The organism is Schleiferilactobacillus shenzhenensis LY-73, from assembly GCF_000469325.1.
Classification (GTDB): domain Bacteria; phylum Bacillota; class Bacilli; order Lactobacillales; family Lactobacillaceae; genus Schleiferilactobacillus; species Schleiferilactobacillus shenzhenensis.
In genome coordinates, this window is the sequence record NZ_KI271593.1 from 33,969 (window position 1) to 44,456 (window position 10,488).

Sequence of the window (10,488 nt, forward strand, 5' to 3'; positions counted from 1 at the left end):
GCACCCAGGGAAGTTCTGTCACGTACCCACCACGTTCCAGCCCCAAATCCGCGAAGCCCGGAGTCACCCGGTCCCACGCAAGAGTGGCACACCTTTCTCACATCGATCACCGACCACACAACGAAAGGAAGATACACACCACAATGGACTTAATTGAAGACTTACAATGGCGCGGCGCCATTAACCAGCAAACTGATGCCGAGGGCCTGCGCGCGGAACTCGCCAAGCACCCCGTCAGCATCTACGTCGGCACGGATCCCACCGGGGATTCGCTCCACGTCGGCCACCTGATCCCGTTCATGATGCTCAAACGGTTCCAAGAGGCCGGCAACCACCCGGTGATGCTCATCGGCGGCGGCACCGGCTCCATCGGCGACCCCTCCGGCCGCAACAGCGAACGGGTGCTCCAAACCATGGATCAGGTGCGGGCCAACCAGGAGAAACTGACCAACCAGCTGGTGAAGCTGTTCGGCACCGAAGACTTCCAAGTCGTCAATAACTATGATTGGCTGTCACAAATCTCGATTCTCGACTTCCTCCGGGACTACGGCAAGCTGTTCAGCGTGAATACCATGCTGAACAAGGAAGTCGTCGCCAGCCGCTTGGAGACAGGCATTTCGTTCACCGAGTTCACGTACCAGATCCTCCAGTCCGTCGACTTTCTCCACCTCTATCGGCACAACCACGTGACCGTCCAGATGGGCGGGGCGGACCAGTGGGGGAACATTACCGCTGGTGTTGACCTGATCCACCGCATCGAGGGCGCCGACACGCCGGTCTTCGGATTGACGATTCCGTTGATGCTCAAGGCTGATGGCACCAAGTTCGGCAAGTCTGCCGGTGGGGCTGTCTGGCTCGACCCGAAGAAGACGACGCCTTACGAGTTCTACCAATTCTGGCTGAACCAGGATGATCGGGACGTGGTCAAGTACCTGAAGTACTTCACCTTCCTCAGCCACCAGCGCATCGACGAGTTGGCGGAGGCCGTTAAGACCGCACCCGAGAAGCGGGAAGCCCAGCGGACCTTGGCCCAGGAAGTCACTAAGTTCGTCCACGGCGAGGATGCCGTGATGTCGGCAGAAAAGATTTCTCACGCCTTGTTCTCTGGCGACCTGCGCGACCTGACGGCAGATGAAATTGCCCAGGGCTTCAAGGACGTGCCGTCGGTCACGATTCCCCGGGGGCAGACCAACATTGTGGAATTCTTGGTGGACCTGACGAAGATTGAGCCGTCCCGCCGGCAAGCACGGGAAGACGTGCAGAATGGGGCCATTTACGTCAACGGCGAACGCCAGCAGAGCTTGGACTTCACCGTGGATACCGACGCCGCCTTCAACGGGGACTACGTGATCGTCCGCAAGGGGAAGAAGAAGTACACACTGGTCAACGTGAAGGGGTAAAACGTCATGGGTGTTTATATTGGGGACCTGCGCTCCGCTGTATTTGCTTTCCCGGTACTGGCGCTCGTCATTGCACTGCCGTTCCTGTGGTGGCACTATCACAAATACCGGGCGATTTCCCGGTGGCGAGTGTTCTGGATCTACTTGTTCACTTTCTATCTGCTATGTGCCTACTTCCTGATCATCTTGCCGCTGCCGGATCGGGCGGCGGTCGCGAAACTGACGACGCCGGAGTACAACCTGGTGCCGTTCGAGTTCATTCGCCAGTTCATGAAGTACAATCCGTTGCAGCTGACCAATGTGCATACGTGGAAGGCGGCGTTAATGGCGCCCACCGTGATCCAGCCGCTGTTTAACGTGGCATTGACGGTACCCTTCGGCGCGTTTCTGCGTTACTACTTCCACCGGCCATGGTGGCAGGTGATCCTGGGGAGCTTCAGCTTGTCGCTGTTCTTCGAGCTGACCCAGCTGAGCGGCTTGTACGGCTATTATCCTCGGCCGTACCGGTTGTTCGACGTGGACGACTTGCTGCTGAATACGACCGGCGGCTGGCTGGGTTGCGGCCTAGCGCGGCTGGTCATGCCGATTCTGCCCACGGATGAACAGATGGACCGGGGGGCGCTGGAACGGGCCAACGACGTTTCCATGTGGCGGCGGATGGCCGGCTTCATCGTGGACTATCTGGCCGCGAGTATCATCGACTTCGCCTTGTCCCTCGTTGGTACCCTCCTCCCAGCGCTGCACATCCTGCGCGCCAACTGGATGCTGTGGGTCGTCTTCATTCTCTGGATGGTGATCCCACCCATGCTGGGTCACCGCACGCTGGGTATGCGCGTTGTTCGGCTGCGCATGGCCCGGGCAAACGGCGCGCCGATCAGTTGGTGGCAGCCGCTTTTCCGCTTTGCTGTCGGATACGGTATTCCGGCCTTGACGGTATGGGGGATGTTCCGAGCGGTCGACGCCATTAATGGTATTGGCTTCAGTCAATTTACCTGGGCCGGGGTCGGTATCATCGTGGCGTTGCTGATGCTGTCGATCATGATTGGCGACTGGCTGCTGGCGTTTGTCATGCGCAGCCACCGGTTGCTCTTTGAACAAATTACCAACACCCGTTTAAAGAGCGATTAGCGGGCTGGCTACGGGCTGGCAGCTTCGCTGCTGCGCCCTTGGTTTTGGACGTCTGACCCGATTTGGGTTGGGCGTTTTTTAATGTAGTGGGGTACTGGTGGGGGGATGCAGCATAGAGAAGAAAGGTGCGGTGCGGCGTTGACCATACTGTCACCAAGTGGGCCGGTGTATCTGACCTGCCAGTTCATTTTCCGATGGTTCAATGCTTGTCCTGAAAGGCACGGTAAGTGGTACCGCGAATCGTTGGTATCGGGCGTAGAGGTTGTCCAAATGAAACGACGAATAAAAAGGCGGGCCCCTCAATATCTGAGAAGCCCGTCTTTTGGGTTTTACGTGAATTGATTGTTGCTCAGTCGGGAGTAACACACTGATTTGTCAGAGGAACGGTGGTTGTGCCGATGTTTCTTGCGTGCCCCATCCGCGAAGCCCAGGATCAACCGGTCCAAAGCAAGAAGTAGCGAGCAGAAAAACCTTCCAAATTTGAGACTTTTCCTACTTTCCATCCGGAACGATGTAGACCGGTGATGTGTTACCTCAATTGATTTTCGCTCAGTCAGGCGTAGAACACTGATTTGTCAGAGGAAAACGCGTTGTTCTGACGCTTTTTCACGTCTCGTTCCAATCCCATCCGCAGAGTTCAGGGTAACCTAGACCATAATCACACAAAAATATTCCAAATTGAGACTTTTCCTACTTCTTCTCCTGCACGATGTAAATCGGGCGATGCTTGACCTCCAGGTAAATGTTGCCGATGTACTTACCGACGATGCCCAGGCAGAGCAGCTGCAAGCCGCCTACTGCCAGGAAGATGGAGACCATGCTGGGCCAGCCTGGCGTCGGATCGCCGTTAATGGCCGCCCGGATGATGATAAATAGCAACGCAATGACGGCGCCGACGAAGGACAGCAGCCCGATGAAGGAGGCGATAGCGAGCGGTGTTTCGGAGAACGCCACGATACCGTCCAAGGAGTATTTGAACAAACTCCAGAAAGACCAGTGCGTCTCACCGGCCACCCGCTCCACGTTTTCGTAAGGAATGTACTTGGTCTTGAAGCCGACCCAGCCGAAGATGCCCTTGGAGAATCGGTTATACTCGGTGACCGATAGAATGGCATCTTTGACCTGCTTGGTCATCAGACGATAATCCCGGGCGCCGTCCACGATTTCTGTCTTCGAAATCTTGTTGATGAGACGGTAGAACATGCGCGCGAAGAACGAGCGGATCGGCGGCTCGCCTGCCCGGGTGACCCGCCGGGTGCCGACGACGTCGTAGCCTTCGTCGAGGATTCCATCCAGCATTTGCGGCAGCAGGTCCGGCGGGTCCTGTAGGTCGACGTCCATGACGGCGATGTAGTCGCCCCCGACATTTTGCAGGCCAGCATACAGCGCGGCTTCCTTGCCGAAGTTGCGAGAGAAAGAAAGGTAGTGGACATGGTCCGGGTCTTTGGCCTGGAGAGTCCGCATTTCACTCAACGTGTTATCCGCAGAGCCGTCGTTGACAAACAGGTATTCCACGTCGTAATCCGCGAGCTTTTCGTGGATGATTTTCTCAACGGTATCGTAAAAAATAGGCAAGGCCTCCTGCTCGTTGTAGCAGGGGACCACAAGGCTGATCGTTGACATTACTCATTCTCCTCTGACTTCTTTTCTTCATGGGTGGGGGCGGGTACCGTATTCTCACTGCTGCTGTGGAAGATCCACTTGCTGAACACGTAATTCATCAAGATGACCACGATTTGGTCCACAATCTTGGTGAGCATGGCGTTAGCGCGGAGCAGGTCGACTCCGATCCACATGATGGCCGTATCGGCGCCCAGGCTGACCGCGCGAGCCGCGAAGAACCAGAACATTTCTATGAGAAAGGCCCCGACCGTCGTGTAGGGTGAACGGAACACCCAGGTCTTGTTCGTGAAAAATGCAAAAGTAACGGACAAAAACCAGGCGATGGTATTCGCCAGCAGCAAGTTCATGTGGAGTGGGGTATAGTACAAAGCCCCGAAGGTGACCAAATTCACCAGCGTGGTCAGGCCGCCAAAAAAGGCGTACATGATGAAATCGTGGTAGCGGTGATACAGTGCCCATAGTTTTTGCATGGCGTCCTCCGAAAAATTCTTCCTACCCAGTTTACCCGTTTAGGAGTTCTCAGACAACAAAAGTAGCAGCCGTTTGACTGGCACGACGATGACTGAGGACACCGAGGTGCAGTCAAAAGCGGAAGAGAAGGCGGTAGTTGATTCGGCAATGAAAGTCAAAAACCGCTCTTTGGTTTTTGACTTTCATTGCAAGTGACGGAGCGGTAATGTGCCCGTAACGCGCCTGTAACGTTCCTCTGTTATTCTTATCCTCGTTGCCACAAGGCAAACGACAAGAATTCGCGGGAGTGTAAACATTGAAGACAAGCAAACAGGTATTGAGAGTTCTGAGCATCTTAGCACTGAGCGGCACGTTGGCGACCAGTGTTGCCGGCGTCGCCCAGGCCGACAACATCAGCGACACCAAGGATAAGATCAGCAGTAACAAGAGCACCACTTCGGCGCTGCTGACGAAGATCCAGGACCAGCAGAAGACGCTGGCCAAGCTGAACAACGATGTCTCCGAAAAGATGAACGACATCAGCGCGAACGAAAAAGCGATCGCTGCCGTCACCAAGGACATCGCTGCTTTCGACGGCAAGATCAGCGCCGCCCAGAAGCAGGTCACTGACCGCATCGACGTGTTGAAGAAACAGCTCGTGGCCTTGCAAAAGCAGAGCAGCAACTCAATTTCCGGCAATGTTTACGTGGACTTCGTATTGAACAGCAAGGACTTTTCTGACCTGATCAGCCGCTCCATGACCGTGAACAAGCTCAGCGTGGCGAATAAGGATGCGCTGGACGCGGTCAACGCGGCGAAGACGAAGTTGGCCACCCTGCGTCAGGACAAGGCGGACACCAAGGCTTCTCTGGAGACTAAGCAGACTGCCTTGGTGCAGCAGAAGAGTCAGTTAGAAACGTTGAAGGATAACGCCCAGAAGCAGCAGGATGCCTTCAATAAAGAATTGGAAGAGCACAAGGGTGAATTGGCCGCCTTGCAGGCACAGTTGAGCCAGCAGACCGCCGACGCGACCAAGAAGGCCCAAGAAGCGGCGGCTAAGGCGGCGGCAGAAGCAGCAGCCCAACAGGCGGCGAGCCAAGTCAGTGCCCAATCCGCATCATCCAGCACCTCTGCCAGCAGCAGTTCTTCTGCCTCGACGAGCAGCAGTGCCACCGTTAGCGGCACCAACAAGGGTAGCCTGATTGCCAATGTTCAGCAATACCTGGGTGTTCCCTATGTATGGGGCGGCACCACTCCTGCTGGCTTCGACTGCTCCGGTTTGATTTATTACGCCGCTAAACAGGCTGGCATCAGCCTGCCCCGTGTCTCTCAGGCCCAGAGTACCGTTGGCTCCTACGTCGCCGTCAGCGACCTGCAAGCCGGCGACCTCGTCTTCTGGGGTGGCGTGGGTTCTGCGTACCACGTCGGCATCTACATCGGCAATGGCCAATACATCCACGCGCCGGCGCCTGGTCAGAACGTTACTGTCGGCAATGTGTCTTACTTCAAGCCCGATTTCGGCCGCCGCATCTAATCTCCGATCAATTTGATCACTCCCTTTTTCCCCGCGTTCTTGGACGCGGGGTTTTATTTTGAACAGAACCGATTGTCTACAATGGTGCCAGATGAAAAGCTGCCATTGCAACGGGTGCCTTATCAAAAGTGGCAGCCAGGCACTTTCTCCCTATAGGGAGGGCATGGTACCAACCAAAATACGTGCTTTATTCCCGGGAGCATTGCTGGTCACAGCGGCCTTTGGTAGAGTGGAAGTATCGAGAATAAGCAGATTTCAGAAATTTTTCAGTTCTTCTGAGCGCAGTCCATTTGTGCCGTTAGAACAGTTGGGGTGTAGAAAATGATGTTGCTAAGCGAAGTGCAGCAGTTGGCTGAGGCCCTGCTGGAATATACCAGTATTATGGAACAGTTACAGGATACGGTTCGCGATGGCTGGTATGCAATCTCCCTATCGCTCGATCCGGAAGTACCCGTCGTGGCCGAAGCGGCCCGCAATCGGGAAACCGTCGTCGCCTATTTAGATGCAACCTATCCCACGATGGTCTTCCAGATTACGCCGCACCTGTTTCACACTGATTTTACCGTCACTGACGTCGCAGCCAAACAAGCTTACGATGCTTTACCGAAGACCCATATCCTGGGTGATGTCTTCCAGAAGATCGATGAAGATTATGGCGTCGGAATGGATCTGCCCTACGACATGGATCTGAACAAGTGGCTCACTGAAGCGGAATACCAAAAGGAGTTGGCCTTTTGGAAAGAGATCTTGCTGAAGGCTCGGCATAAGGAACATCACGACTGAGCGAGGAGAGAAACAGCCAGGAAAGAAAGCAGGACACACCATTTCCTGGGTGTTTCTAATCTCTAACCGGGATAGTGATTGCATAGGAGACAGAAAATAGACAAGCTTGGGCAATGATGCCAGGCTGGTCTATTTGTCTGGCGCTGGCTCCTCTGCCGCCACCAGATCTTGCTGTTCTCTGGCGATGGCCGTATGACCCCGCTGGGTGAAGGGCTCTGACGGCTCACCCGGTTATGGGGCAAGTTTGGTGTATAGCTAGCCGGCGGCACATCGCTTCCCCAATGACCCATAACAATCATTTATGACAGCAATTCCTACTTTCGCCGATGAATAATGTTACAGGATGCTGGCTTCTGGCATGATAAGCTAGAAGAGTAGTCAGTTGCAGATGACCCCCCGAAGAAGGAGGCCTTTTATTATGCATGAAAAGAGACGTTACAAATTATACAAGGCCGGCAAACGCTGGTTGATTGCGGCCTTAGTCATCGGTTTAGTCGCACCGTTGGGTGCTTCGCCGGTGGTCAGTACGGTCTATGCCGAGGCAGCAGGAGTCGCAAGAGCGGTGATAATCAAAAAGCCGTTAACTTTTGTGGATTATTTTACTGGGAAGACCGTGGGTCAGGCAAAGACGAATACTCCGTCGGGGTCTGCCTATGTTGTGACCCCGCCGTCCGGGTATGCGTTGGCGCCAGGTGAACCCGAGACCCTTTTACCGGAGGACGAGACATCACAGACAATCCAGGTATACAGTATGGCCAAGACTTTCAGCAAGTGGGTCACGTACAAGGCGGGCAGCAAGGTTGTCGATACCCGAAAGCTGACGGGGGCGCCATTCACGGAACAGAACGCTTTGGCCCCAACTCATTATGAAACTGTGGATGATTTTCCGCCGATCCAGTTCTTAAACGACGACCCGGTGACCGTGCCGGTCCAGGGGCGATTTTACAGCTTTAAGGTGCAACTGGTCGATGCCCAGGGCAATGTCGTTAATGAAACGCGGCATGCTGGACGGTATGATAGCGAGTTCGATGCGACGACGCTGATCAACGCGGTCGGATATCATTTAGCCGACGGGGCTAAGGCGACGTTCATGGTAAAGGATGAGGACACGTATCAAGTAGCAGTACTTCCTGTGGCAACGGTTTATCATCGACGTCTTGAGTACTGGTACAAGGGCACCTTGCTCGCCAGTCACTCGATCAGCGGGGAGGCGGGCACCAAATACGACCGAGCGGAATATTTGCCAGAGTATCATGCTTTGACCGACGAAAACACTCAGATTGGTTATTTCACCAACGACGGTACGGATGTGATTGCTGTCGACCGCGCAGTGATTACGCGTAAGATCCGCTTTGTTAGCATGGAACCGGACAGTATCGTTTTGGGCGAGAAGACGATTTCCAGAAAATATAACACCCGAGTAACGGTTTCTGTTCCGTCAGATCTTGCCTGGCATTATTGGCCTCAAAATAATGACGATCTGTCCGTGGTGATGGACGGGAAGGATACAGTGACGATTCGATTGCGACCGCTCCCCATAGCCGTTTTGAGGACAATAGTCTTGCGGCTTTATGAGAATGGTGTATTTCTGTCCGAGAAGGTACTGACTGGCGTGCCAAACAGGACAGAGATGCAGTTTGCTTGGCATCTGCCTGCCGGTATGAATTTGGCTCAAAACCAAGCACCCACGCTCTTCGTCAACGAGAATCGAACTATTCGCCTCAACGTGCAGCGGGACGTTGTGGATCTGCGGATCAGGTATGTTCTAGCTGACGGTAGGAAGGTTGGTGAAGACATCTTGTCAGGTTTGGCTGGCGAGGAAAGAAAATTGCAATTACCGGCTGGTTACCGGTTGGGCAACGGACAGACATCAATTGTCATTCTGGAAGATGGTGAACGGAGCGTTATTGTTGAAACAGATACGGGTGAAAAGCCGGAGCCGGAAGTTCCTGACCCAGAGCCTGAGACACCCGCGCCCGACCCAGATCCTGACCCAGAGCCTGAGACACCTGCACCGGATCCAGATCCTGACCCAGAACCGGAAGTGCCCGACCCGGAACCGGAGAAGCCGACACCCCCCATTGTCACGCCACCGGTTACTCCTGACCCGGAACCGGAGAAGCCGTTGCCGCCTATCGTCACACCGCCAGTGACACCGGATCCAGACCCTGAACCGCCAACAATCGCACCGCCTGTCGTGCTACCGCCCGTGGAAGATGGCCTAACCCTGCGGCCGGCCCGACAAGTCGTGGCTGTCAAGCAGTCTGCGGTGTTGTATAAGGACAAGGCAACGAGTCAGCCAACGGGCAGGGTGCTTAAACGTGACACCCGCTGGCAGGCTTACCGGGAAGTGCTGGATAAAGCCGGTCAAGTTGTTGCCTATCACTTAGGCGGCGAGCAGTTTGTCAAAGCAAGCGAGGCCGTGGTCGTGGATATGACACGCGGGGTGTTCACCGTGCGGCATCCAGCCAAACCCAAGTGGGCGATCGCCACTTGGACAACGAGTGTCCGGCCAGTGCAGATTATCAAGGCTGGATCCCGCTGGCAGACTTTTGGTAAGCAGCAGTTGAATGACGGCCATTGGTACCATGACGTGGGCGGTGGCCAGTACGTCCGCGCCGAACATGGGACCTGGCGAATGAAATAGCCTGACGATGCCAGCCTCAGGAAGTGAGTGCCAATCAGCGAGAACCTGGTGGCGACGTCCAGAGACCGTGAGAACCACCCAGCGCGTAGTGAACCGGTACCTGGAAGTACCCCAACGACACCTTTTTTCCTCCAAAGTCACTTTTTGGCGCGCAGGTTTGTTAAAATGGACTTAAAGCATTGATTGAGGAAGGGCACATCGTCATGGCTAAGAAGAAACGTAACGAATTGTGGATCATTACCGGTGCGGCAGGCACAGGGAAGAATACCGTCAGCGAGTATCTTTATACGCAGTACGGCATTCCCCGCGTTCTTACCCACACCACCCGCCCGCCCCGGGCTGGGGAGAAGGACGGCGTCTCCTATTATTTTGAGACGCCCGAGAGCTTCGCCCAGAAGCACCTGATCGAACAGGTGACCTATGATGGCCACCAGTACGGTTCCTCCCGGGAGGCCTTGCAGAAGGCTTGGGCGACTCACCGGATCGTCAGCCTGGTCCTGGACACCGAAGGGGCCAAGAGCTACATCCGCACGTTCGGCGACCACATTTTCTTACTGTTCATTACGGTCCATCATCCTGACAGCCTGCGCCAGCGCATGATCGATCGGGGCGATGCGCCCGTGGCCGTGGAGGCCCGCCTGCACAGCCCGGAATATCGCCGGGACCTGAAGCTGCCGGCTGAATTAGCGCCGGTGGCCCACATCATCCATAACGATACGTGGGTCGAAGCCAAGCAGGAGATTGACCGGTTGCTGAAGCAAGAAGCGATCCGTATGGCTGCGGAAGAATTCTAGCCATGAGACGTTAGTGAGAAAGGTAAACATTCGCTAACAGTACGTTCAGCCCGTTCCGGCACTACCGTCACATCCATCACACCGATTGTTACGCAAAAATTTGACGTTTTGCGTGACAATTGGTTTTTT

Annotated in this window: 8 protein-coding genes; 6 read left to right on the forward strand and 2 right to left on the reverse strand. The window is 55.0% G+C overall.

Annotated elements, in window-relative coordinates:
* Nucleotides 1-143: 143 nt before the first annotated feature.
* Both tyrS and L248_RS09440 read left to right on the forward strand, forming a co-directional pair.
* Complete coding sequence (gene tyrS, locus L248_RS09435) at nt 144-1,400, forward strand: tyrosine--tRNA ligase (protein ID WP_022529973.1); 1,257 nt, start codon at nt 144-146, stop codon at nt 1,398-1,400.
* 6 nt (nt 1,401-1,406) lie between these two features.
* A complete protein-coding gene (locus tag L248_RS09440) occupies nt 1,407-2,528 on the forward strand; it encodes a VanZ family protein (RefSeq protein WP_022529974.1) in 1,122 nt (373 codons plus the stop codon).
* Between the two features lie 690 nt (nt 2,529-3,218).
* On the opposite strand, the gene L248_RS09445 is transcribed toward L248_RS09440, so the two are convergent.
* On the reverse strand, nt 3,219-4,151 hold the full coding sequence (locus L248_RS09445; RefSeq protein WP_040536006.1) for a glycosyltransferase family 2 protein: 933 nt from the start codon (nt 4,149-4,151) through the stop codon (nt 3,219-3,221).
* Nucleotides 4,151-4,621: a GtrA family protein gene (locus tag L248_RS09450; protein WP_022529976.1), complete on the reverse strand. Its 471-nt coding sequence runs from the start codon at nt 4,619-4,621 to the stop codon at nt 4,151-4,153. The genes L248_RS09445 and L248_RS09450 overlap by 1 nt, the downstream gene beginning before the upstream one ends.
* A gap of 296 nt (nt 4,622-4,917) precedes the next feature.
* On the opposite strand from L248_RS09450, the gene L248_RS09455 reads away from it, so the two are divergent.
* From L248_RS09455 to L248_RS09470, 4 genes are all read left to right on the forward strand, one after another.
* On the forward strand, nt 4,918-6,135 hold the full coding sequence (locus L248_RS09455) for a C40 family peptidase (RefSeq protein ID WP_022529978.1): 1,218 nt from the start codon (nt 4,918-4,920) through the stop codon (nt 6,133-6,135).
* A gap of 321 nt (nt 6,136-6,456) precedes the next feature.
* On the forward strand, nt 6,457-6,918 hold the full coding sequence (locus L248_RS09460) for a hypothetical protein (RefSeq protein WP_040536008.1): 462 nt from the start codon (nt 6,457-6,459) through the stop codon (nt 6,916-6,918).
* Between the two features lie 418 nt (nt 6,919-7,336).
* Entirely contained in the window at nt 7,337-9,565 is a 2,229-nt protein-coding gene (locus L248_RS15250) for a KxYKxGKxW signal peptide domain-containing protein (protein ID WP_022529981.1), read from the forward strand.
* A gap of 203 nt (nt 9,566-9,768) precedes the next feature.
* A complete protein-coding gene (locus tag L248_RS09470) occupies nt 9,769-10,359 on the forward strand; it encodes a guanylate kinase (protein ID WP_040536010.1) in 591 nt (196 codons plus the stop codon).
* The last annotated feature ends 129 nt before the right edge of the window (nt 10,360-10,488 follow it).

What these genes read in the sequence shown, in the direction of transcription:
- tyrS (WP_022529973.1), top strand. Translation starts at nt 144, where the DNA reads ATGGACTTAATTGAAGACTTACAATGGCGCGGCGCCATTAACCAGCAA.
- L248_RS09440 (WP_022529974.1), top strand. Translation starts at nt 1,407, where the DNA reads ATGGGTGTTTATATTGGGGACCTGCGCTCCGCTGTATTTGCTTTCCCG.
- L248_RS09445 (WP_040536006.1), bottom strand. Translation starts at nt 4,151, where the DNA reads ATGTCAACGATCAGCCTTGTGGTCCCCTGCTACAACGAGCAGGAGGCC.
- L248_RS09450 (WP_022529976.1), bottom strand. Translation starts at nt 4,621, where the DNA reads ATGCAAAAACTATGGGCACTGTATCACCGCTACCACGATTTCATCATG.
- L248_RS09460 (WP_040536008.1), top strand. Translation starts at nt 6,457, where the DNA reads ATGATGTTGCTAAGCGAAGTGCAGCAGTTGGCTGAGGCCCTGCTGGAA.
- L248_RS15250 (WP_022529981.1), top strand. Translation starts at nt 7,337, where the DNA reads ATGCATGAAAAGAGACGTTACAAATTATACAAGGCCGGCAAACGCTGG.
- L248_RS09470 (WP_040536010.1), top strand. Translation starts at nt 9,769, where the DNA reads ATGGCTAAGAAGAAACGTAACGAATTGTGGATCATTACCGGTGCGGCA.